Source organism: Rhodococcus sp. NJ-530 (assembly GCF_003860625.1).
Classification (GTDB): domain Bacteria; phylum Actinomycetota; class Actinomycetes; order Mycobacteriales; family Mycobacteriaceae; genus Rhodococcus_F; species Rhodococcus_F qingshengii.
Genome location: NZ_CP034152.1, coordinates 3,223,511 through 3,250,300 on the forward strand (window position 1 = coordinate 3,223,511; position 26,790 = coordinate 3,250,300).

Sequence of the window (26,790 nt, forward strand, 5' to 3'; positions counted from 1 at the left end):
CTGGTTCAGACACCCCACTGAGCGATAACTTCTCGCAATCGTACAGCTATGGTTGCCGCCGGACCCGGTTCGATCATCTGGTTGTGTTCGCAATCGACTTCGGTGACTCGGATGTCCCCTTCTACAAACCTTCGCCATTCGGCGACATCGTGTCCGTTCTCCGTAGATCTTCCGGCTACGAAGAACTCGATGGCTCCAACGTGGACAGGCGGTTGGTGCCGATTCGTCAATTCGACGGAGTGGGAGTAACCGCGACTGATCCGCGCCAGATGCTCCGCTTCGATTCCGATTCCGGCACCCAGGGTCTGCTCCAGCAATTCCGCCGCTTCTTCGAAGGTCTCGACCGTCTTGGATCCCGCCGGCATCGCGAGCCCGGCCAGTAGTTCGGAGACCGAGAGTTCTGCGGGCTGATCGGAATCCGACGACGGATAGCTGTCGAGTATCGACAGAGTCACGTCACGTCCGCTCCGAGTGAGGCTGTGTGCCACGGCGTGTGCGATCACGCCGCCGAGCGACCAGCCGGCCAGATGGATCGGGCCGGTCGATGCCACGGCTGCAATGCGATTCGCGTAGTCGTCGGCGAGTTCGGTCAGCGAGTCGAAGCTGGGCCCGCCGCTCAGGGACGGTAGCTGAAGACCGTAGACGGGTTGATCCAGCTCGAGATGCTTGACGAATTCTGCGTAACCCCAGGACAATCCGATACCCGGATGGACGAAGAACAGTGGTGCACGATCGGATCCGGCGCGCAGCGTGATCATCGGGGCGAGAAGATCCGACGAATCGTCCGGCGAGTGTGCGTCCATTCCGTCGGCAGCCCGGGCGACTCCGGCAGGTGTCGGATCCAGGAAAAGCGATTGCAACGGCACTCGCATCCCGAGACGCTTCTCGAGTTCGATGGTGATTCGAGTGGCCACGATCGACGTTCCGCCCAGTTCGAAGAAGTCGTCGTCGACGCCGATGTGCTCGTGCCCGAGCACGGTCTCGAAGATGTCGACGACCGTTCGTTCGGTGTTGTTTGTCGGCGGTGCGTACGGGACCGTGCGTCGCTCGAAGCTCGGGGTCGGCAGTGCCTTGCGGTCCAGCTTGCCGACCGGTGTCACCGGAATGCGGTCGACGACGACGATCGCGCCGGGAACCATGTGCGCGGGCAGGCGAGAAGACAGATGGCGGCGAAGCTCCCAGTCGTCGACGGTCTGTCCTTCCACGGGCTGGATGTAGGAGGCGATCATCGTCTCCCCCGACGGCGCTTCGTGCCCGAGTGTGGCGGCGAAGTAGACGGATGGGTGTGCCATCAGGACAGAGTCGATTTCGCCGAGCTCGATGCGGAATCCGCGGACTTTGATCTGGAAGTCGCTGCGGCCCAGGTATTCGAGGGTGCTGTCGGAGCGCCAGCGCACCAGGTCGCCCGTGCGGTACATCCGCTGGCCTGGTTCGCCGAACGGATCGGCGACGAATCGGTCGGCGGTTAGGTCGGGACGATTGTGGTATCCCCGGGCGAGTCCGGGGCCGGTCACGTACAGCTCCCCGATGACTCCCACCGGCACGGGCTTGAGGTGCCCGTCGAGGACCAGTCCGGCAAAGCCGATGGCCGGTCGTCCGATGTTGATGTCCTTGCCCGGCCGCATGGGTTCACTGACGCTGGCCTGGATGGTGGATTCGGTGGGTCCGTATCCGTTGAACATGCGACGGTCGCGGCCCCAGATGTCCACGAGTTCGGGTGGGCAGGCCTCGCCACCGACTGCGAGTACGCGGAGTTCGGGTAGCGCGGAGCTTTCGATCGAGCTGAGCGCGGTCGGAGTGATGAACGCGTGTGAGACGTGTTCGTCGGCAAAGATTTCGGCCAACTCGGATCCGCCGAAGACCGTCGGTGGGATGACGACCAGGCACGCTCCGCTGCCGAACGCCATCATGAGTTCGAAGACCGAGGCGTCGAAGCTCGGTGATGCCAGGTGAGAGATCCGCGAATAGGGCTGGACGTTGAATCTCTGATGTTCCTCGGCGTTGAGGTTTGACAACCCGAGGTGGGTGACGATGACGCCCTTCGGCTTCCCGGTTGAACCCGAGGTGTAGATCAGGTACGCGGGATGCCCGTGATGCAAGGGGATCGTGCGGTCGCGATCGGTGATCGCGGCTGCGCTCTGGGCGTCGATCTCGTCGACGGTCTCGGCTTCATCGAGGACCATCCACTCGACCGTGTCGGGAAGTTGACTGCGGTGAGCGTCGTCGGTGATGCCGAGTACGGCCCGCGAATCGTCGAGCATGTGGTTGATGCGATCGTCGGGATAGTTCGGGTCGACCGGCAAGAACGCTGCACCGGTTTTCGTGACCGCCCAGATCGCGACGATCTCCGCAGTGGACCGCGGCAGACCCAGCGCCACAAAATCTTCGGGACCGACGCCGCGCCGACACAGCGCGCGCGCCAGCTTCGTCGATTCCTCGTCGAGCTCGCGGTAGGTCATCGACCTCTCGCGACTCGAGAGGGCTGGGGCATCCGGGTTCGAGGCGACTGCTTCGGCGAGGATCTCCGGCCACACCCGCGCTCGAGTCGCGGCGGCACCGGATGCCGGCACCAGGGCAGCTGTTTCGTCGGCGCCGAGGATGCCGATGTCGGCGATACGTGTTGCGGGTTCGCGTCCGACAGCGTCCAGGATCAGGCGCAGTCGGTCGGCAAACCGACGAATGGTGGCGGGTTCGAAGAGATCGGTTGCGAAGTCGAAGGCTGCGGACATCCCAGCCGGGATGCCGAACTCGTCGAACTTCTCGTCGACGATCAGCTCCAGGTCCTCCTTCGCGAATTTGGTTTCCACGGTCAGTCCGTCGATGTCGAGGCCGGGTAGGTGGAAATGTGCGGGTTCGTTGTTCTGAAGTTCGAGGGCGACCTGGAACAACGGTGAGTACGACGTGGATCTGGTTGGGTTGATGACGTCGACGAGCCGTTCGAATGGCAGGTCCGAGTTCTGGAATGCGGCCAGGTCGATTTCCCGGACGTGCTCCAACAGGTCGGCAAACGTGATGTCGGGATCGACGCTGGTTCGCAGGACCAGTGTGTTGACGAACATTCCGACGAGATGGTCGAGCGCTGCCTGACCTCGGCCGGCGATCGGTGTGCCGATGGTGACTTCGTCGGCGCCCGACAACTTGGACATCAGCACTGCGAGCGCGCCGTGCAGCGCCATGAACATCGTGACACCGTTTGCCCTGGTGAGGTCCGCGAGGGCGCGGTGGGTGTTCGCGTCGATGTCGAAGGTGAATCGGTCACCGTGGAAGGTCTGTTGCACGGGTCGCGGGTGGTCGGCGGGCAGTGCGATGACGTCGTCGAGTCCGGCGAGTTGCTCACTCCAGTAGTGCAATTGGCGACTGATGACGGATTCCGGGTCGTCTTCCGATCCGAGGACGCGATGCTGCCACAACGTGAAGTCTGCGTACTGCACCTCGAGCGGCGCCCACGTGGGCTCGATCCCTGCCGTACGCGCCAGGTAGGCCGTCATCACGTCGCGTGCGAGCGGCGCCATCGACGAACCGTCGGCGCAGATGTGATGGACCACGACAAACAGAATGTGAACGGGTTCAGCGGTGTCGAGTCGGAACAGTGCCACGCGCAGCGGCAGGTCCACCGACACGTCGAAGCCGGTCGTGGCGAGTCGTTGCATGCGCTCTGCGAGTTCGTCCTCCCCCAACGTCATTTCACGGACCGGCGGTACTGCCTCGTCGACGGTGAGCACTTGCTGAATCGGATCGCCGCCGACGGCGGGGAACACCGTCCGCAGTGTTTCGTGCCGCTCGACGACGTCGGCGATGGCCTGTTGCATGGCCGTGACGTCGAGGTCACCGGTGAGGCGAACAGCTAGTGGGATGTTGTACGCGGCTGAGCGTGTGTCGAATTGGTTCAGGAACCACATGCGCTTCTGCGCCAACGAGAGCGGGACGCTGCCACTGCGCTCCATGGGAGTGAGCGGCACAGTGCCGACGGCAGTGACAGCGCTGGAGAGCCGTTCGGCGAGCTGAGCCGTCGTCGGTGCCTCGAACAGCACGCGCACCCCGACGTCGATGTTCAGTGCGGAGTTGAGCCGCGAGACCACGCGAGTGGCGATCAGCGAGTTGCCGCCGAGCTCGAAGAAATTGTCGTCGACGCCGACCCGTTCGACGCCGAGTACGTCGATGAACGCATCGGCGATCCGACGTTCGAGGCTGGTGCCGGGCGCCCGGAATTCCACACCGGTTCCGGTGAACTCCGGCGTCGGCAACGCTTTTCGATCGAGCTTGCCGACCGCGGTGCGCGGTAGCTCGTCGACGATCATGATGCTGGCCGGAACCATGTGCGAGGGAACACGTCCGGCGAGGTGCGCGGTGATCTCTGCCCCGGTCAGCGTCGATCCTTCCTCGACGGTGAGGTAGGACGCGAGAACTGTGGCGCCGGCCGGTCCGTCGACGCCGAGTGTCACGCAATTCGTGACACTCGCCATTGCGGTGATCTGGGCGTCGACCTCGCCGAGCTCGATGCGGAATCCGCGAATCTTGACCTGGAAGTCGCTACGCCCGACGTATTCGATGGTGTGATCGCTTCGCCAGGAGACGATGTCGCCCGTGCGGTACATCCGGTCGCCTGGCTTGCCGAAGGGGTCGGCGACAAATCGCTCGCTGGTCAGGCCGGGACGCCGGTGGTATCCGCGAGCCAGGCCGATGCCGGCGATGTACAGCTCACCGGGAGCTCCGACGGGTACAGGTTGCAGGCGCGAATCGAGGATCATCTCGTGCACGCCGCGGATCGGTCCACCGATCGTGATGGGTGCGCCCACTGTCATGGGTTCGCTGATGTCTGCCATGACGGTTGTCTCGGTCGGGCCGTAGGCGTTGACGAATTCTCGTCCGGGAGCCCAGAGGCCGACGAGATGCGGCGGTAGTGTCTCTCCCCCGACGACGACGTGCCGGAACTCGTCCAGGCCGGCCGGGTCGACGGTGGCGAGTGCTGCCGTGGTGACGAACGCGTGAGTGACGTGTTCGCGGCGGATGAGACTTGCCAGTTCGGCGCCGCCGTAGATGTCGGTCGGGACGATCACCATGGTTGCTCCGACACCGAATGCCTGCAGGTACTCGAAGACGGCTCCGTCGAAGCTGGGGGTGGCGAAGTGCAGGGTTCGAGAGTGGTGATCTGCGTGGAATCGACGCTGCTGGTCGAGTGCGAAGCTGTCGAGTCCGGTGTGGGTGACGACAACTCCCTTGGGTCGGCCGGTGGATCCCGAGGTGTAGACCACGTAGGCGGCGTTGTCCATGACCACCGGTGCACGCCGTTCGTCCTGGGTGATCGGCAGCGTGCAACTGGTGGCGACGTCGTCGTCGAATGCCTCTTCTCCGAGCACCAACCAGGACACGATGGGTGGAAGTGTGTCGATGGCGTCGACGACGGTCAACCCGAACAACACCTCGGAGTCGCTGAGCATGTGTTCGATTCGGTCAGCCGGATAGGTGGGGTCGACGGGGACGAACGCTGCGCCGGTCTTGGCCACCGCCCACACCGCGAGTACGGATTCGACGGACCTTTCGATGCCGATGGCAACCGACGTCTCGGGCCCGGCGCCGCGGCGAATCATGGCTCTGGCCAACTGGTTCGAGCGCCGGTCCAGTTCGGCGTAGGTCATGGAACGGCTGCCGGCCGAGAGCGCGATGCGGTCGGGATAGGTGGCAGAGACGTCGGCGAGAATCTCTGGGAGCGTTCGCGCGGAGCGCCCCGGGGAGCCGAAGACCGGCGCAAGATCACGGCTCTCGAACTCCGTGAGAACCTGCAGACGGGCCAGCGGCTGATCTGGTGCCGAGGCGAGTTGCCCGAGGACGATGCCCACGCGCTCGGTGATCTTGGCGACTTCGCGGGCGGAGAAGTGCGTCGGCAAGTACTCCATCTTCAGATTCAGCGTGTCACTTTCGGACGCCACCACGGCAATCGGATAGTGCGCCGAGTCGCGTCCGTCGATGCCGAGAACGTGCATTCCCGCGATGTCGGTTTCGGCGGTCAGGGCTGTCTCGTCGACGGGATACGACTCGAATACCGTCAGGGTGTCGAAGGAACCGGCGGCGCCGACTGCTCCGGCGATGTCCGACAGTCCGATGTGGTGGTGGTCGAGCAATGACGCTTGCTCGGATTGGACGCGAATGGCCAGTTCGGCGAGGGTTTCTCGGGCGTCGAGGCGGACTCGGACAGGCACCGTGTTGATGAACAGGCCGACTGTCGATTCCACGCCGGACACCTGTGGTGGGCGTCCTGAGACCGTTCCGCCGAAGACGACGTCGTCGCGTCCGAGAAGTTCGGCGAGCACGATTCCCCATGCCACCTGTACCAGGGTCGCCATGGTCAGACCGCGGCTTCGCGCGAACGCTCGAAGAGTCTCGGTTCGTTCTGTCGGCAGCGAGTACGAGTGGATTTCACTTGCCACGGTTTCGGCGGCGGTGTCTGCCCTCGAGAGGTGGGTGGACGTGTCGACGCCCCGTAGCGCTTCTTGCCACGCCCGTAGCGAAGTCTCGGGTTCTTGCTTCGAGATCCAGGAGAGATAGTCGCGATACGACTGAACTCGGGGCAGAATCTCGGGGTCACCGTCGGTTGCGTAGAGAGTGAGCAGGTCTCGAAGCAACAGCGGGGTGGACCAGCCGTCGAGCAGGATGTGGTGGTTCGTCACGACGAGGCGTGCTGTGTCCGGTCCGATTCGCACGAGCATGAAGCGGATCAACGGGGCTGTTTCCATGTAGAAACGATGAGCGCGATCGCGTTCGAGCAGCTGACCGAACGCGACTTCACTGTCTTCGGCCCCGGACAGGTCGATCTCGGCCCAGCCGATGTCGACACCGGAACGGATCACCTGCAGTGCCCGCCCTCCCGGTGCGGAGACAAATCCCGCGCGCAGGCTCGGATGACGATCAACCAAGGCCTGCGCGGCGCGGCGCAGGCGCGGCGCCTCCACCCGACCCCCGAGCTCGAGGGTCAGTTGCACCATGTACGGGTCGATTTCGGTTTCGTCGAACTGGGCGTGGAAGAGCATGCCCGATTGCAGAGGTGACAGTGACCAGATGTCGGTCAGGTCGGGGAATCTGCGCTCGAGCTGTTCGATGCTCTGTTGATCCGCGGTGACGAGATCGAGATCGGTGGGCGTGAGCTCGCGCTCGGAGTGTTCCTCCACGTATTCACTCAGTGCGCCCAGTGCTCGGGCCCAGAGCTCCGCCAGTTCGGTGACTTCGGCCTCGCTGAGAATGCCGCGGGGGAAGGACCACGTAGCGCGCAGAATCGGACCGTGTGCGGTATCGGTCGTGACGGCGTTGATGTCGAGCACCGACGCGGCGGCCAATTCGCCGCTGTGCGCTTCGTCGAGGGTCACTTCCGAGATCGGCAGCCACGGCACTTCGCCGTGCTCGGGATCCGAGCCGGCAAATCGTCCGAGGTAGTTGAACGAGATCTGCGGCGTGGGCAGCTCACGAAGTTCCTCGTTTCGATCGAGGTACTTCAGGATGCCGAACCCGATTCCGTTGTCGGGCAGGCCGAGCAGCGTTTCCTTGACGAGTTTCACGGCGGAGGCGGCGGTTGATCCCCCGGCCAGTGCATCGACGACATCGAGTCCGGTGAGATCGATCCGGACGGGGAACAAGGTGGTGAACCAGCCGACCGTGCGCGAGAGGTCGGCGCCCGGTACGGCGTTCTCCTCGCGGCCGTGCCCTTCGAGGTTGACGAGCACGTCCCCGCTGCGCTGTCCGCGCGATCGACGCCAGGCGGTGACGGCAATCGCGAGAGCAGCGAGCAGCCCGTCGTTCACCGAGCCTCCGAAATGCTGAGGCACCGTCGAGATGACGTTCTCGGTCACGGAGGTCGGAACGTCGACGCTGACGCGGTCGACGGTGGCTCCGACATCGACGGCTGGGTCGAGCCCGCGTGCCCCGAGCAATGGCTCGTCGGTCCGCATTCTCGACCACAGGTCGATCTCGTCGCGTCGCTGCGCAGCGGTCTCGGCGAGCGCTGTCGCCCAGCGACGTATCGACGTTCCACCCGGCGGAAGTATCGGTGTTTCTCCGTCGAACGCCGAGGCATAAGCAGTGACCAGGCCCGGGACGAGCATGCGCCAGGACACACCGTCGACCGCGAGGTGATGAAGGACCAGGAGCAACCGTCCGGCTTCGGCCCGGTTGCCGTTCGAGCTGACGGGATCCAACCAGACTGCGCTGATCATCTTCCCGTGTTCGGGATCGAGGCGGCTGGATGCGTCCTGCATCGCGGTTTCCGCAGCGGCGACGAATTCTTCGCCGCTGGTGGACACGATGGGGGTTCGGCGCAGGATGTCGGGGGCGGTGATGCTCCCTGGCTCGCGGATCTCGAGTTGGTGAGTCGCGGCGTCCAGGCGCGCCCGCAGCACGTCGTGACGATCGAGGATCGTTTGCAATGCTCGTTCCAGCGCGGGGCCGGAGACATCCGCGGGCAGTGCGATCAGCGCGCTCTGGCTGTAACTGCGGATCGTGCTCAGGTCACCGCGACTGCGTTCGACGAGCCACTCCATGATCGGCGTGAGCGGTAGCGGGCCGGCTCCCCCGCCGGGTAGCTCCGTGAGAACCGGTGCCGTTTCCGATGATTCGATGAGGAGCACTTTGGTGAGGCCGGCCACGGTCTTCGCTTCGAAGACGTCCCGCGGAGTGAAGACGAGGCCTGCGGACTTCGCCCGTGAGACGAGTTGGATCGACATGATCGAATCGCCGCCGAGACCGAAGAAGGAATCGTCCACTCCGATACTGCCCCGACCCAGCACCTCCGCGAAGAGGTCCGCGAGGACCGCTTCGGTAGCGGTGGCCGGCGCCCGCGTCGCCTCGGTAGGTCCCGTGACGGTGAAGTCCGGAGCCGGGAGGCTGCGTCGGTCGAGCTTTCCGTTGACCGTCAGTGGAAGCGATTCGAGGACGACGATCGCGGTGGGCACCATGTACTCCGCGAGTTCGGCGGCGACGAAGTCGGTCACCGTCGCTGAATCGACGGTACTGCCTGTTTCGGCGACCACGTACCCGACGATCCGCGGTGACGCTCCCTCTGTCCGAACAAGTGCTACCGAGGCAGCGACGCCGGGGCAGCGGAGCATTGCGGCTTCGATCTCTCCGAGTTCGATGCGGAAACCACGCACCTTCACCTGGAAATCACTGCGGCCCACGTACTCCAACTGCCCCGCGTCGTTCCACCTCGCCAGGTCCCCGCTCCGATACATTCGATCCCCCGAACTACCGAATGGATCGGGAAGGAACCGCACCGAAGTCAATGCGGGTTTCCCGAGGTATCCCCGAGTCACCTGATCACCGGCGACGTACATTTCGCCGACGACACCTGGTGGTACCAAGTTCAGTCGCCGATCGAGTACGTAGACGGACAATCCCGGTACTGCTCGCCCGATGATGCTCGCCGACGCGTGCTCGCTGTCGTTGCGGTCGAGTGCGATTCGACTGACGTGCACTGTCGTCTCGGTGATCCCGTACATGTTGACCAACGTCGGAGCCGTGTCGGCCCGCCTGTCGTACCACTTGCGCAACTGCCCGAGGTCGAGCGCTTCGCCACCGAAGACGACGTAGCGCAGTGCAAGGTCGGGACCGGTGCCGTTCGGTGAGTACGCACGGTCGGCTTCGGCGAGTTGGTAGAAGGCGGTGGGCGTTTGGTTCAGGACCGTCACTCGCTCACGGCGGAGCAGTTCGTGGAACATGTCCGGTGATCTGGTCGTGTAGTAGTCGACGACGACCAGTCGGCCGCCGTGTAGCAGCGGCCCCCACAGCTCCCAGACGGAGAAGTCGAATGCGTACGAGTGGAACATGGTCCACACGTCCGTGTTGTCGAACCCGAACGTCGGGGCGGTGTTGTCCATCAGAGTCAGGACGTTTCGGTGGCTGACCTGGACACCTTTGGGGCGCCCTGTGGATCCGGACGTGTAGATGATGTACGCGATCGCGTCGGGCAGAAGTGGTGTCGTCCGGTCCGCGTCGGTGATGCGACGGGGCGCGGAGTGATCGAGGCGTACCGCGATCTCCGGCGATCCGAGTTCGACGACGTCTATGCCGGATTCGATGATCTCCGAAGGTAGGTCGCTTCGGAAGTCTCCGGTCGTGACCAGGCATACCGGCCGCGCGTCGTCGAAGAGGAACCGCATGCGCTCGGCCGGGTAGGTGATGTCGACCGGCAGGTATGCCGCTCCGGTTTTGATGACGGCGACGAGGGCGAGCACGAGATCGGTGGTTCTGGGCATTGCAACGGCAACCACGGATTCCGGACCGATACCGCGGCCGATCAGGAGTCGGGCCAGGCGGTTAGCGCGCCCGTCCAGTTCGGCGTACGTCATGGCGCCGTCGCTGTCGTTGACCGCGGTCGACGACGGATGTGCTGCAACAGCCTCGAAGAATCGGTCCGCGATGTTGTCCGCTGGAGCCGGTTCGGCGTGAGTGTTCCACTCGGTCAGCATCTGTCGACGCTCGTCGGCGCTCACGACGTCGATGTCACCGGTAGGAGTCGACGGCTCTCGGGAGACCGCCTCGAGGATGGTGAGCAGTCTGCGTGAGAACGAATCGATCAAGTCACCGTCGAACAGGTCTGTGGCGTAGATGAATTCGGCGTCGATGCCATCCGTTCCGCCATCCGCGTCGTAACGCTCGGTGACCGAGAGTTGCAGATCGAACTTGGCGACGGGTAGGTCGAACTCGACTCCCGAGACCGACAGCCCCGGCAATTCGAGTTGTGGGAGTGCATTGTTGCGGAACTCGATGAGGATCTGGAACAACGGAGTGTGCGAAGTCGAGCGTTCCGGGTCGAGTGCGTCGACCAACCTTTCGAAGGGCAAATCGGTGTGCTGGAACGCGCCGAGGTCGCCTTCGCGAACCTGGGCGAGGACGTCCTCGAACGACGCGTCGGGCGTGATCTGTGTTCGCAGCACGAGAGTGTTGACGAACATACCGACCAGGTGATCGAGTTCGGCCTCGCCGCGGCCGGCGACGGGTGTCCCGATGGCGATGTCCTCGGTACCGGCCAGGCGCGCCGCAAGTACCGCCAGTGCTGCGTGCATGAGCATGAACATGGTGGTGCCGTGCTCACGTGCCAGGTCGGTCAGCGCCCGATGGGTCTGCGGCGATACCGCGAACCGGTGGACCGAGCCGACCATGGACGGCTTTGCCGGACGTGGGAACGACGTCGGCAACGCGATCGGCTCGCCCAGTCCCGCGAGTCGGTCCTTCCAGTAATCGAGCTGACGGGTCAGAGCCGAGTCCGGATCTTCCTCGGAGCCGAGCACTTCGTGCTGCCACACAGCGAAGTCGCCGTACTGCACGACCAGTTCCGACCAGTTCGGCGCACTGCCGGCACTGCGGGCCGCGTAAGCCGCTGCCACGTCCGCTGCGAGGGGGTTCATCGAGAACCCGTCGGCGACGATGTGGTGGACGACGATCACGAGTACGTGCCTGCGCTCGTCCCCGTCGACGCGCAGGACCGCGCAGCGGATCGGAACTTCGGCCGAGGCGTCGAAGCCTGCCGAGGCCAGCTCGAGGATTCGATCGGACACTCTGGCAGCAGTGACGATTTCCGGCTCCAGGATCGGCATGACCTCGTCGCTGGACATCACCTGCTGAACCGGCTGTCCGTCGATCGAGGGGAACTTCGTCCGCAAGCTCTCGTGGCGCCCCAGTACGTCCGCTACCGCGGCCTGCAATGCGGCGAAGTCCAGATCGCCGTCGAGGCGCACTGCCAGGGGAACGTTGTAGGCGGGGGACGTCACGTCGAACTGGTTGAGGAACCACATCCGCTTCTGTGCCAGTGACACGGGCAGTGGGTCCGGGCGGGATCGCCGAGTCAACGGTGGTCTGGGGTTCTCTCCGCGGCCGACGCTCTCCGCCAGACGCGAGAGCTGCCGAACTGTCGGAGACTCGAACAGTCCTCGAACGCCGATGTCGGTGCCGAGAAGTGCGTTGACGCGGGCGATGACGCGGGTCGCGGTCAGTGAGTTTCCGCCGACGTCGAAGAAGTGAGTGTCGATACCGATCGGAGACACTCCGAGCACGTCCTCGAAAACGCCCACCACCAGCCGTTCCAACTCGGTGGCCGGTGCCGTGAGTGTCTCGGCATCGGTGTCGAAACGAGGCGCCGGAAGAGCAGCCCGATCGACCTTGCCGACGCCGGTCAGCGGTAGTTCGTCGAGCACGACGACGCTTGCGGGCACCATGTGTGCCGGCAGTAGCTCCCGTGCCGCCGCCCGGATGTCCTCGGCGCTCACCCGGCGTTCGTCGTCGCAGACGACATATGCCGCCAAGGCCTGCTCGTCGGAGGGTCCGCGCACCGCCAACGTGACCGCGTACTCCACGCCGGGCAGCTGACCCAACGCCGTGTCGACCTCGCCGAGTTCGATACGGAAGCCGCGGATCTTGACCTGGAAGTCGCTGCGTCCGAGGTACTCGATGGTGCGGTCGCTGCGCCAGCGCACCACGTCGCCCGTGCGGTACATCCGCTCCCCCGGCTCGCCGTACGGGTTGGCGACAAATCGTTCGCTCGTCAGTGGTGAGCGCCCGTGATAGCCGCGCGCGAGTCCGACTCCGGCGACATACAGTTCGCCGGGAACTCCGACGGACACCGGTTGAAGTCTGCGATCGAGGACGACCTCGCTGAATCCGCGGTTCGGCGGTCCGAGATAGACCTTCTCGCCGGCCGGGATGGGGTCGCTGAGGTTGCAGGAGATGGTGGTTTCGGTGGGTCCGTAGACGTTGACGAACGATCTTCCCGGCGCCCAGGTGCGCACCAGGTCCGCCGAGGGCGCCTCGCCGCCCACCGTGATGGTGGTCAGTTCGTCGATTCCCTCGGGATCCACCGACGTCAGCGCTGCAGGCGTGATGAACGCGTGGGTGACATGTCCCTCGCGGAGAACGTCGGCCAGTTCGGTTCCTCCGTAGACGGTGGTGGGAGCTACGACCAGTTCGCCGCCGACGGCGAAGGCGAGCAGGTACTCGAGAACGGAGGCGTCGAAGCTCGGAGAGGCGAAATGCAGTGCGCGTGAATTCTCGGTGAGACCGTAGCGATGACGCTGTTCGTCGGCGAAGTTCTCGAGACCGGTGTGCGTGACGACGACGCCCTTGGGTCGGCCGGTCGAGCCCGAGGTGTAGATGAGGTAGGCGGTGTTCTCCAACCGCGGGGTTCCCCGGCGCTCGTCCTCGCGTAGCGGCGCCGCGGATACTCCGGAGAGCCGAGCGATGCTCGTCGGGTCGTCGAGTTCGAGCCACTTCGTCACACCGCCGTCGCCGGGTCTGTGGGCAGCCGTGGTCAATCCGAGCGAGGATGCCGAGTCCTCGAGCATGAACGAGATCCGGTCACTCGGGTAGCGAGGATCGATCGGCACGAAGGCGGCGCCGGTCTTGGTGATCGCCCAGACCGCTGCGACGGATTCGAAGGAGCGTTCCACACAGATCGCCACCCGTGAGTCCGGGCCGGCGCCTTCCGAGATGAGCACGCGCGCCCACTGGTTCGACGCCTCGTCCAGCTCTCGATAGGTCATCTTTCTCTCACCACAGGACAGTGCGACCCGTTCGGGGAATCTGCTCGCGGTGTCCGAAAAGATGCGATCGAGTGTCCTGACCGAGCGGCCCTGCCGGCCGCGCGCGGGAACCAATTGCTGCACTTGCGAATCCGGCATCAGGCGCAGTTTCGCCAGCGGGAGATCCGGTTGCGCGGTGATCAGCTCGAGGGTGCGGAGCAGCCGGTCGGCGATCGCGTCGATGTCGTGATCGCCCAGGACTCCCGGGAAATACCCGAATTTGAGCCGCAGTCGCCCGTCTGCCGCAGAGGCAACGATCGCGAGTGGATAGTGCGCGGCATCCTCGGCGTCGTGGACGTCGAGAACGTGCATTCCGGCTATGTCGGTACCGGAGGAGAGTCCACCGCGGTCGACGGGATACGACTCGAAGACAGTCAGCGTGTCGAACGATGCAGCGGACCCCACAGCCGAAGTGATATGCGAAAGCCCGACATGATGGTGATCGGACAACCGCGCCTGTTCCGCTTGGACGCGAACGCACAGCGCCGCCAGGGACTCTCGCGGATCGAGGCGAACTCGGACGGGGACGGTGTTGATGAACAAACCCACCATCGACTCGACGCCGGACACCTGGGGTGGTCGGCCGGAGACGGTTCCACCGAAGACGACGTCGTCGCGGCCGAGGAGTTCGGCGAGCACGATTCCCCAGGCCACCTGGATCAAGGAGGCTGTCGTCAGGCCACGGGAGCGGACGAATCCACGCAGAAGTTCCGTCTCACGTTCTCCGAGCGCTGTGGTCGTCGAGAGTGAGGTAGCGCCGTCCTCGTCGACGGCGTGAGTTCCGGTGAGCAGCGTCGGGTCGTCGAGTCCGCGGAGTGCTTCGCCCCAGGCCTCGATCGACACGCTGTCGTCGCGAGTGCTGATCCAGCTCAGATAGTCCCGGTAGGGGTGTACGCGTGGGATGGCACTGTGATCACTGTCTGTCGCGTAGAGCGTCAGTAGGTCGCGGACCAGCAGCGGCATCGACCATCCGTCGAGGAGGATGTGGTGGTTGGTCAGGATCAACCGATACGCGTCGTCACCGGTTCGCAGAAGCAGGAACCGCAGCAGGGGCGGAGTGGCCATGTCGAAGCCGCGGACCCGATCCGCATGGAGAAGCTCGCGTATCTCGGTCGCCTGTTCGGTGGGGGCCAACGGAGAGATGTCGATCTCGGTCCACGGCACGTCAACGTCTGCGTTGATCACCTGCACCGATCGTCCACCGGTGTCGGTCGTGAACGCCGCGCGTAGGTTCTCGTGTCTGTCGAGCAGTGCCTGTGCGGCACGGTGCAACCGGGACGCGTCGACGCCGTCGAGTTCGAGTGCGAGTTGGACGGTGTACGCGTCCACAGTGTGTTCGGCGTAGCGGGCGTGGAAGAGCAGTCCGGATTGCAGTGGTGAGAGGGACCAGACGTCGGTCAGTGTCGGGAACTCGCGCTCGAGGTGGTCGATGGAATCCTGGTCGAGGTCGATCAGGTCGATGTCCGACGGGGTGAGTCCCCCGCGTTCGCTGTGTTCGGCATAGGTGGCCAGCGCGCGCAACGCCTGCACCCAGAGGTCGGCGATGGCGCGAGCATCGCGCTCTGCCAGCACGCCGGTGGGATAGGCGATAGTGGCACCGATGTGCGGTGCGCCCGAGATCTCGGTGGTGACGACGTTGACGTCCAGGACCGAACCCACGGGCATGGCGGACCGAGCTGCCTCTTCCAGATCGACGTCACGCGCAAGTGCCCAGTCCCCCAGTGACTCTCCTGCTTCGGTGCCGGAAAAGCGACCGAGATAGTTGAACGAGATCTGCGGTTGGCGGAGATCTTCCAGTTCCGCTCGGCCCACCTCGTCGAGATAACGCAGAACTCCGTAGCCGATGCCGCTGTCCGGAACTCCCAACAGTTCTTCCTTGACCCGCTTGAGAACCACCGCTGCCTCGGAGCCGCTGCTCAACACGTTCGCGATGTCTATGTCGGCGAGGTCGATTCGCATCGGGAAGACACTGGTGAACCAGCCGACCGTGTGCAGGACGTCCGCACCGGGCACCACGTGAGCTTCGCGTCCGTGGCCCTCCATCGAGATGAGTACGTTGTCGGTTCGTATGCCCTGTGCCTGCCTCCACTGCGTCAGTGCCAGTGCGAGAGCAGCAACGAGACCGTCGTTGACTGATCCACCGAAAAGCGCCGGAAGCGTGGTCAGGACTGTGTCGGACAGTTCGACGGGTACGTCGGCGACAACTCGGCCGACCGAATCGAACGTGTCGAGCCGCGGGTCCAGCGGCCGGGTTCCGATCAGCGGGTCGGCACCTTCGAGTATCGAACGCCACCGGGGCAATTCGACTCTTCGATCGGGCGCGATGTCGCGGAGCGCATGCGACCAACGACGAACCGACGTGCCCGAGTACGACGGCTCCGGTTCCTCGCCTGCATCGATGCGGTGGAAAGCCGACGCAAGTTCCGGCACGAGGACGCGCCAGGAGACACCGTCGACGGCGAGGTGGTGGATTACCAGGAGCAGCCGGCCGGTGTTGTGCACGCCGGACAACCAGACGACCCGCACCATCACGCCCCGGCCGGGGTCGAGCTCTCGGCGCGCACCGTCCAGTGCGTCGACGATCGCCGCGTCGAACACCGCGGTGCCCGGCTCGGCCTCTACCTCGATCACCCGGCAAATATCCTCGGCTGCAACAGATCTCGGCTCGCCGACAACAAGCCTGCGCTCGCCGTCGAGCTCGAGGCGTGCGCGAAGGATGTCGTGACGATCGAGAACAACTTGAAGAGCCGCGGTCAACTGCTCCACACTGTGAAGCCCGTGCGGCGCGTTGAGAAGAGTCGCTTGGGAGAACGAATCGAGACCTCGGAGATCGGAGCCGAGCCGGTCGAGCCACCACTGAGCCACCGGCATCAACGGCACGTGGCCCACGCCGTCTCCGGGAAGTTCCTCGAGCACCTCGGGTTCGTCGTCCTTGGTCGATGCCAGCAAAACCGCAAGACCGGCGACCGATTTCACCTCGAAGACGTCACGCGGGGTGAAGACGAGCCCGGCATCGCGGGCACGGGCGACGAGCTGAATCGACATGATCGAATCGCCGCCCATCGAGAAGAACGAGTCGTCGACGCCCACCGATTCGACACCGAGGACATCGACGAACAAGGCGGCCAGCGTGCGTTCGGTATCGGATTCGGCGGCCCGCGAGCGTGCCTGGGTTGCTCGCAAGTCGGGAACCGGCAGGGCTCGGCGGTCGAGCTTTCCGTTGGCAGTCATCGGCAGTTCGTCGAGAACGACCACGACCGCAGGAACCATGTACGGGGCCAGAGCCGAGCCCGCGAACGCGATGACGGCCTCGGGATCCACAGTCTGAGCGTCGTTGGCAGGCACGACGTATCCGACGATCCGTGCGGCGCCTCCGTCACGTTCGAGCGTGGTCACCACGGAATGTGCAACGCCGGGATAGCGAGCCAGAACTGCCTCGATCTCGCCGAGTTCGATGCGGAATCCGCGAATCTTGACCTGGAAATCGCCTCGACCCTGGTACTCGAGTTCGCCGTTCTTGTTCCACCTGGCGAGGTCGCCGGTTCGGTACATCCGTGTGCCCGCACTGCCCGCGGGATTGGGCACGAATCGTTCGGCGGTCGTGCCGGCGCGGTTTCGGTAACCGCGGGCGAGTCCGTCGCCGCTGACGTACAGCTCTCCCGTCACTCCGACCGGGACGCGGTGCAGGCGATTGTCGAGGACCCACGCGGTGATGCCTGTCGACGGGCGACCGATCGTGACTCGATCGGTCGGGGACATCGGCTCGGTGATGCTGGCGACGACCGTCGATTCGGTTGGTCCGTAGGCATTGATCATGATCCGGTGATCGCTGACCCAGGCGGCGACGAGGTCGGGTGGGCAGACGTCGCCGCCGGTTCCGATGCACACCAGCTCGTTCAGTCCGCTCGGATCGACCGTGGCCAGTGCGGCTGGTGTGATGAAGGCGTGCGTGAGGTGCTGGTCGGCGATCAGACTCGTCAGTTCGGTTCCGCCGATGATGCTCGGTGGGGCGATGACCATCGTGGCCCCGGCACCAACAGCCATCAGGAGTTCGAGAATCGAGGCGTCGAAGCTCGGTGAGCTGAAATGCAGCGTGCGCGAGGTCGACTCGACGCGGAAGCGACTGCGTTCCTGCTCGGCAAGTGCCGAAAGCCCACGGTGAGTGACCATGACGCCTTTGGGGACGCCGGTGGAACCGGAGGTGTAGATGACATAGGCCGGGTTGTCCAGGGACACCGCAGCCAGCAGCTCCGAGGCATCTATCCGCTGATCACCGATCTGTTCGAGGGTTGCGAGTGTCTTTGCCTGATCGAGCAGAACGGCGTCTGCCTCGTCGGGGACGACACCCACATGCTCGGCGGTGGTGAGAACGACGCCCGCTCCCGAGTCGTTGATCATGTGGTGCACGCGGTCGACGGGATACGCCGGGTCGACGGGTACGAATGCAGCGCCGGACCGGGCAACCGCCCAGATCGCGACCACGGATTCCAGTGAGCGTGGTAATGCCAGGGCGACAACGGATTCCGGACCGACCCCGCGGCTGATCAACAGTCGTGCAAGCCGGTTGGCGCGGCGGTCCAGATCGGAGTAGGTCAGATGGCGGTCGCCGAAAATCAGTGCAGCCCTCTGCGGTTCGTCGACGTACTTCCGCTCGAGCAACGTCGAGAAGTGAACCTGCTCGGGAAGTTCCGGTGCGACGGCGCGAATCGTGTCGAGATCACTCACGAGATCGATGTCGCCGACCGGCGTGTGCGGTGACTCGGTGACAGCACCGAGAATCCGAACCAGGTATCGAGCGAAACCTTCGACGGTCGACTCGTCGAACAGGGCGCTGGCGTAGGTGAACCCGGCCTCGATTCCGGCCGGCCGGCCGTCGTCGTCGAAGGTCTCGGCAAGCGTGAGTTGCAGATCGAAATTCGAGACGGCGGATTCGAGTTCGAGGACCTCGACGTCCAAATCCGTCAGACGAACTGCTGGCCGAGTGGTGTTCTTGAACTCCAGCATCACCTGGAACAACGGTGAATGCGACGTCGACCGCTCCGGAGCCAGCGCATCGACGACGCGCTCGAAGGGGACGTCTGCGTGAGCGAAGGCGTCGAGGTCGGTGCTGCGAACTCTGGCCAACAGATCGGTGAACGAGGCGGCGGGGTCGACGTCGGCGCGCAGGACCAACGTGCCGACGAACATACCGACCATCGGATCCAGCAGGGCATTTCCGCGCCCGGCGATCGGTGAGCCGATCGTGATGTCTTCCATGCCGGACAATCTCGCCACGAGCACTGCGTATGCGGCGTGTACCGCCATGAACATACTGCTTCGGTGTTCGATCGCGGTTTCGCTCAGACGACGGTGGATGCCGGCATCGATGTCGAATCGAACGACGCCGCCCGAGAGATCCTGCACACGCGGACGCGGTCGATCTGCGGGGAGCGCAAGAATTTCGGGAACACTCGCCAGTTGACGTGTCCAGTACTCGAGCTGACCGGCAAGAGTGCTGTCCGCTTCGTCGATCCGACCGAGAGCCCTTTCCTGCCAGATGGCGAAGTCCGCGTACTGGACCGGAAGAGGAGACCAGTCGGGCGCCTCACCTCGATGCCTTGCCGAGTACGCGCTCATCACGTCGAACGCCAACGGTGCCATCGAGAATCCGTCGGCGCAGATGTGATGGACGACCACGGTCAGGACGTGATCTTCTTCGTCGACCTCGATCAGTTCCGCCCTGATCGGTGGAGCCTGCGTGACGTCGAAGCCCCTCGAGGTGAGACGTTCGATCTCCCCGAGTACCGCTTCGGCGTTTGCGGCGACAACCGGCAGCGCGCCCAACGCTTCACCGGGTTCGACGATCACCTGCGCCGGCACTCCCTCGACCATGGGAAACAGCGTGCGCAGCGATTCGTGGCGAGTAAGCACGTCGGTGATCGCGCCCTCCAACACGGCAACGTCCAACCGGCCTCTCAGCCTGATCGCTATGGCGACGTTGTACGCCGCGGACGTGACGTCGAATTGATTGACGAACCACATGCGCTTTTGTGCCAGCGACAGCGGGATCGTCTGTGGCCGCGGCAATGCCTCGAGCGGAAGGACTGCCGGTCCCCCTCGTGCCGTGGCGCACTCGACCGCCAACTGCGCAACGGTCGGCGCGTCGAACAACTCTCTGATCGACAAGTTCAACGACAGCGAATCGTTCACGCGCGCCACAGCGCGTGCAGCGACGAGGCTGTTTCCGCCGATCTCGAAGAAGTTGTCGTGAACACCGACTGCCCCGGATTCCAGAAGCTCCTCGAAGATCGCCGCCAACTGCGCTTCGAGCGGTGTTCGCGGCGCCAGATACGTCTGCGAGCTGTCGAAGCTGGGCGCGGGCAGAGCCTTCCGATCAAGCTTGCCGGTCGAACCGAGAGGGAACACGTCGAGGGCGATGACCACCGCGGGAACCATGTAGGCCGGAAGGAGACCTCTCAACTCGGTGCGTAGGCCGTCCGTGTCGATCGAAGTGCCGGTGTCGGCGATGACGTAGCCGACCAAACTGTCACCGACCACGTCGTCGTGATGGACGAGAGCAGCAGCTTGCGCGACACCGGGCAGCCTGAGCAATGCTGCTTCGACCTCGGCGAGTTCGATGCGCTGGCCGCGGATCTTGACCTGGAAATCGCGTCGACCGACATAGTCGAGCAGCCCGTCGGCGCGCCACCGGACGACATCACCGGTTCGGTACATCCGGGTGCCAGACGGGCCGTACGGGTCGGCCACGAACCTGTCGGCGGTGAGATCACTGCGCCCGAGGTATCCACGCGCCAGTTGCACTCCCGCCAGATACAGCTCGCCGTGAACGCCGACCGGAACCGGATGCAGCCGCCCGTCGAGGACATAGAGCTGGGTGTTCCACACGGGCGCACCGATGGGAACGGTGACGGTCATGTCGGGGGTGAATTCGGCGGCGCTGACGTCGACGGCAGCCTCCGTGGGTCCGTACAGGTTGAACAGTCCCGCAGAACTCAGACGGGTGAACGCCTCCGCAGTGGTAGGCGCGAGGGCTTCACCGCTGCAGAACACCTGACGCAGGCTCGCACACTGCCCGGCAGTCGCGGCAGCGACGAATTCCGCGAGCATCGACGGAACGAAGTGCGCCGTCGTGACGCCTCTGTCGGCAATCAACACCGACAGGTACCCGGGATCACGGTGCCCGTCCGGTTCCGCGATCACTAACTGCGCGCCGGTCTGCAGGGGCCAGAACAGTTCCCACACCGAGACGTCGAAGGTTACCGGAGTCTTGTGCAGCACCACGTCCGACGCGTGAAGGGGGTACGTGTCCTGCATCCACAGCAGGCGATTGACGATCGAACGGTGTGATACTGCAACACCTTTCGGTCGACCCGTCGATCCGGACGTGAAGATCACGTAAGCAGCATTGTCCGGGCGCAGGGGTCCGAGCCGATCAGCGTCGGTGATCGGCGCCGTCGTGGACACCTGACGATCGAGATCGACGTCCACGATCGGGACTCGCGCGGGAAAAGCGCCGTGGTCCTGGGGCCGGCTCAGCACGCAGATCGGTTCCGCGATGTCGAAGACGTACGCGATGCGCTCGGCGGGATGATCGGGATCCACCGGGACGTATGCCGCACCGGCACGGATCACGGCGTGGACCGCGACGAGTAGTTCCGGTGACCGTCGAATCGACACCGCGACGCGCATGTCCGGGCCGACCCCGCGGGCGATGAGGGTTCTGGCAAGTTCACCGACCCTCGCGTCGAACTCCGCATAGGTCAGTGTCCGCTCGCCGTAGACCAGCGCGGCCCCCTCGGGTGTCCGGGCTGCCTGCTCCGCCACCAGGTCCGAGAGGGTGGTGATCGGTACGGCGTGTTCGGTGGCATTCCAACGCTCGAGGACCAGTTCCGCCTCGCCCGGAGCTGTGAGATCGACGTCGCCGACGACGGATTCCGGGTAGGCAGCTACCGCGTCGAGGAGCATCGTGAAGCGATCAGCGAGGCCGGACATGGTGTCCGAGTCGAAAAGCTGGCTGGCGTAGTTCAACTGGCCGTCGAGATGGTCGCCGCGGTCGGTGAGAATGACCTGAAGATCGAACTTTGCCGCGCCCGTCGACAGTTCGTCGACCGTGACCTCGAGCTCGGGCAAAGTGACCTCGGTGGGAGCGGCGCCCTGCATCACCAGCATCACCTGGAACAGCGGCGCCTGGTTGTCTGCGAGGGATTCGACGAGTACGTCGTACGGCACTTCGGTGTGCTGCAAGGCCGCCACGTCGACGTCGCGGACGCGGGTGAGAACTTCACCGAAGGTGAGTCCCCCCTCGAGAACCGTCCTCAGCACCACCGTGTTGACGAACATTCCGACGACGTCGTCGAGAGCGCGCTCGCTCCGCCCGGCCACCGGAGTGCCGATCGTGATGTCGTTCGCTCCGGATTCTCGGCTGAGCAGGACGGCCAGCGCGGCGTGGATCACCATGAACACGCTGACATCGCTGCGCGCCGCGATCTCGCCGACCCGGCGGTACGTCGCGGAGTCGATCCGGAAATCGAGATCGTCACCGCGCAGCGAGACACCCGCAGGGCGCGGATGATCCATCGGCAGTTCCGCGAGCTCACCGCGTTCGGTGAGCGTGTGCGACCAGAACCGCAACTGCTCGGCAAGAATCGAATCCGGGTCGGACGCTTCACCGAGCGCTCCGCGTTGCCACTCGCTGAAATCGCCGTACTGCACTTCGAGTGGCAGCCACGCCGGCACGCGTCCGCTCGCCCGCGAGGCGTACGCCACCATCACGTCACGAGCCAGCGGCGCCATCGACAGGCCGTCTGCTGCAATGTGGTGCACGACGAGGACCAAGGTGTGCTCGCGTTCGTTCACCTCGAGCAGAGTCGCGCGGATCGGCACCGATTCGCTGACGTCGAATCCCTCTCGCGCGAGCTCACTCGCCCGCGCCGAGGTCGCTGCGGCAGGTACCGTTTCCACCTCGAGATGATCGAACATCTCGTCCACATCGAGAACGTGCTGGACGGGGCCACGCGCACTCTCGGGGAAAACGGTCCGCAAGATCTCGTGTCGAACGATGACGTCCCGCAGCGCGGTGAACAGTGCATCGACGTCGAGATCGCGGGTCATCGAAACCGCGATCGGAATGTTGTACGCCGGCGAACTCGGATCGAGTTGATTGGTCAGCCACATTCGTTGCTGCGCCAGAGATACCGGTATCCGGTCAGGGCGATCGATACGCGTCAGTGCCGGGGCACGTGTGTTCCGCGAGTCCGCGAGGTCGGCACGTGCTGCCAGAGCGGAGACGGTCGGCGCCTCGAAGAGGTCGAGAACGCTCAGCGTCGTTCCGAGAGCTCCGTTGACCCGCGACACGACGCGGGTCGCGATCAACGAGTCACCGCCGAGGTCGAAGAAACTGTCGTCTGCTCCCGCCCGGGTGATACCGAGCAGATCGCAGAACACCGCCGAAATTCGCTTCTCGGTCGAGGTCTCGGGGGCACGGTATTCAGCCGACCCGCCCACAGAATCGATGTCCGGTAACGCTTTCCTGTCGATCTTTCCTGCCGGAGTCAACGGAATGGAGTCGAGGACGACGATCCGCGCGGGAACCATGTGGGCTGCCAACGAAGATCTCGCGTGGGCGACCAGCTCGGAGTTGTCGATGTGTGTGCCCGCAGCCGCCGTGACGTACGCCGCCAACAGTGTTTCCCCACTCGGGCCCGCAACTCCGGCGGTGACTGCCTGTGCGACGCTCGGGTGGCGGCGCAGCACGTCGTCGATCTCGCCGAGCTCGACGCGGAAACCGCGGATCTTGATCTGGAAGTCGCTCCGGCCGAGGTACTCCAGCTCACCCTCGCCGTTCCACCGCGCGAGGTCACCCGTGCGGTACATGCGCTCTCCCGCAACACCGTTGGGGTCGGCCACAAATCGTTCGGCCGTAATCGTGGCACGCGCGTGGTACCCGCGCGCCAAACCGACACCGCTCACATAGAGCTCGCCGGCGACACCGATCGGCACCGGTTGAAGCCGCGAGTCCAGGAGGACGGTTGCGGCTCCGCGCATCGGCTTCCCGATGGTGACGGGAACATCGCTGCTCAGCGGTCCGGTCAGAGTGGCGACGACGGTGGTTTCGGTCGGTCCGTACGCGTTGAACATCGAGCGTCCGTGTGACCACTGATCCACCAGCGCGGGTGAGCATGCGTCGCCGCCGGTCACGACCACTCGTAGATCCGGTAGGCCGGCGGGATCGACTGTTGCCAGCGCGGCCGGGGTGACGAAAGCGTGGGTGACCCGTCCGATACGCATCACCTGTGCCAGTTCGTCGCCGCCGTACACGGTGGGCGGCGCGATCACCATCGTTGCCGCGCCCCCGAAGGCAAGGAGGAGTTCGAGGACCGAAGCGTCGAAGCTCGGCGAAGAGAAATGCAGGGTGCGGTCTCCAGGTTCGACTCCAAACCTGACTCGTTCTTCGTCGGCGAAGCTGCTCAGCCCGCGGTGACTGACCACGACGCCTTTAGGGACACCGGTGGAGCCGGACGTGTAGATGAGGTATGCCGGATCGTCGTAGCTCAGGCGCGTACGCCGCTCGGCGTCGACGACCGGTGCATCGGAATGGTGCGAGGTGTCCAGTTCGTCGAGGAGCAGCCAATCCACCGAATCGGCGAGCCCGCCGTGGTGCTCCCCCACACTGATTCCGACTACAGCTCCCGAATCGGTGAGCATGTGCCGAACACGATCCTCGGGGTAGTGCGGATCGATCGGGAGGAAGGCACCGCCGGTCTTGGCCACCGCCCACGTCGCGGTCACCGATTCGAGAGACCTCGACAGCGCAAGGGCGACATAGGTTCCGGGGCCGACTCCCCTGTTGATCAGTTCACGGGCGAGTGTGTTCGACTCGGCGTCGAGATCCCGGTAGCTCACCTCACGATCACCGAAAACAAGCGCTGGGGCATCGGGGTTCACAGCCGAGGCCCGGCGGAGAATATCGGGGAGAGTCAACGGGGAGGACGCGGTCGCTCCTCGCGCCGGTACCAGGGACTCACGCTCGAAGTCGTCGAGGAGATCGAGGTCTCCGACCGGCGTTCGCGGGGCTGCTGCTGCGCCTGCAAGGATCCGCACCAGTCGCGAGAGGAAGGCTCGGACCGTGGATTCGGCGTAGTGCTGCGTGGAGTACGCAACCTCGAGGGCGCCGGTATCTGCATGGACGTCGATCGCCACGTCGAGGCCGGCAATCGTGGTCTCCTGCGAGCCGTCGTTGAGGTGGACGTGCAACTCGGGCAGTGCGGGGACACCTGCCGCCGATCGAATCGACAACGTATCGCGTTCTCGAGCAAGAGAACTCACGAACTCGTCGAACGGCGCCGCCGGATCGACCTCGCAGCGCAGGGGCAGAGTTCCCCACTCGGTCCTCGTTCCGATCAGCACGTCCCGGCGCTCGGTCGATCTCGACAGCAACGCAGCAAATGCGGCATGGACAACGGCAAAGAGGGAGACGCCTTCCGTGCGCGCAAGTTCGGCGACCGCGGGATCGAGTGGGACGCTCAGCCGATTCGTACCGGTGGGCTCCGCTTCGGAGTCGATTCGCTCGAGGCCCAGTGTCTCGAGGTCCAGTGTGGAGCCCTCGTCGGAGTCCCCCAGGTATCTCGCCCAGAACCGCTCGAGTTCCCTGCGCTGTGCACTGCGCGCCCCTGCCTCGGCACTTGCCGGATGAATCCGGTTCATCGGCGTACCGGCCGGTGCTGCTGTCAGTTCTGCGACCAACTCGGTGAACGCCCGGTGGTGCTCGGCCAGTTCGTCGTGGCCGTAGCGATTGGGGTTTCCGCGAAAGTCGATCAACGTCTGCGCCGGATCGCCGCTCTGGTACACGTTGACCAGCAGATCCTCGACCGGACCCGACGTGACGATGTGATACTCACCGGTCAGTGGCCCGAGGGTTATCTCCTGCCGGAAGAGCATCACATTCATCATCGGGCCGGACAGACGCGCGTCGCCGACGGTCAGACCGGCATCACGCCGGATGTCCTCGAGGCTGCATCGCTGATGACGAAGCGCACCGAGAAGTTCGAGTTGCACGCGCCCGACCAGATCGTCGACACTTTCGTCCGGGTTTACGTGGATGTGTAGCGGCGCGACGTTGACCAGCATTCCGCCGGACCGCTGCAGCGGTGCCGTCGTCCTCGCGGAAACCGGCAGGTTGATCAGCACGTCGTCGTAGCCGGTACTGCGGGACAGGTAGCACGCCAGCGCCGAAATCAACACTGCGGCCGGAGTTGCACCGGAACGTGAATTCCATTCGTCCAAGGCAGCAAGGCTGTTCGCCGACATCGCGGCACTGACGAGCTCACTGCGTGCAGTCGGGGGTCCCTCACGGGTGGCCAATGTCGAACCGTGTTCGACGCCCGACACACGCTGGGCCCAGTACTCGCGGTCGGCTTCGAATCGGCTCGATTCGCGGTACTTCTGGTCGAGCTCGGACAGCGTCGTGACGTCGAGCGCCTTGTTCACCGCAGGCTCTCGACCTTCGACGGCTGCGGTGTAGATCGCCGCAATCCGATTGACGATCGTCATACCGCTGTATCCGTCGAGAGCGACGTGATGAATCCTGGTGTACCACAGGTAATCCCGATCACCAGTTTGAAGAATTGTCATCTCGACGAGACGATCGCGAGTCAGATCGAGCGTCGTCGCGTAATCGTTGTCCATCCACTCCGAGGCAGCCTGCCGAGGGTTCTCACGCTCGCGGAAGTCGAAGTAGTCGATGCCCGGGTCGATTGTGAAGTCCACGATCTGGCAGGGCTCCCCATCCGGGTACATCAACCGTAGAAACGGCGATTCGAACTCGTGGGCAGCCTCCACCGCGGCGCGACTGAGCAGTTGCATGTCCAAATCGCCGTGGAACTCGATGTACTGCGCGATGAAGTACGGGACCGTCGGGTGAAGTTGCTGCGCAAACCACATGCTGCGCTGCACCGCAGACAGGGGGAACGCTCCTGCCGGCAGGCTTCGCGATCCGGTGAGCGGGTCGATCCTCTTGTCGGTATCCATCACGACCACCCCCACACAGCGTTGTGACGATCAGCGTTGTCACGATCAGCGCCGGGAAGTGTGGCTCGGGGATTGAAGAGAAACATCGCACCGCCTCGATATCGAGTGGAAACCATGTGGCGATCCTGCGAGAGCGCAGCCGAAGGTCATCGACCTCGACGAAGGGTCGCTTCGAAGTCCGAACCTCCCCGAAGGTCCGAACTCAGGA

1 protein-coding gene is annotated in these 26,790 nt (G+C 64.5%); it reads right to left on the minus strand.

Features of this window, described 5'->3' with window-relative positions; all coding sequences use genetic code 11:
* Positions 1–5: 5 nt before the first annotated feature.
* Positions 6–26,582: a non-ribosomal peptide synthase/polyketide synthase gene (locus EHW12_RS15185; protein WP_125051073.1), complete on the minus strand. Its 26,577-nt coding sequence runs from the start codon at positions 26,580–26,582 to the stop codon at positions 6–8.
* Positions 26,583–26,790 lie beyond the last annotated feature (208 nt).